Annotated in this window: 1 protein-coding gene; it reads right to left on the bottom strand. The window is 57.9% G+C overall.

What is annotated here, in order from left to right; all coding sequences use genetic code 11:
- Positions 1-23 precede the first annotated feature (23 nt).
- A partial coding sequence (locus ACODSN_RS16405) for an ATP-binding protein (RefSeq protein ID WP_489056556.1) occupies positions 24-482 on the bottom strand: 459 nt, incomplete at its 5' end.

Here is a 482-nt window from a genome sequence, read left to right on the forward strand (position 1 = left end):
ACCTTGCGATTATGTTTCGGATGTCAGGGGTGGGTCAAGATGGGGTTTTCTCCTTCCGGGTTTTGGGCTGCTGAGCTGTTCTTGAACCGGAAGCTGTCGTTGCCGGTCTCAAGGATGTGGCAGTGATGGGTGAGCCGATCGAGGAGCGCGGTGGTCATCTTGGCGTCACCGAACACGGTGGCCCATTCGCTGAAGCTCAAGTTGGTGGTGATGATGACGCTGGTGCGCTCGTAGAGTTTGCTCAACAGATGGAACAGCAGAGCATCGGCTGCAGCGCTGAACGGAAGATAACCAAGCTCGTCGAGGATCACGAGATCGGAGTGGATCAGGCGATTGGCGATCTGCCCAGCCTTGCCCTGCGCTTTCTCCTGTTCCAGCGCGTTGACCAGCTCGACCGTAGAGAAGAACCGTACACGCTTGTGATGATGCTCGATGGCCTGAACGCCCAGCGCCGTGGCGATAGACCGGTGCGCTTGGCTATC

This window comes from Sphingobium sp. FG11, from assembly GCF_057809915.1.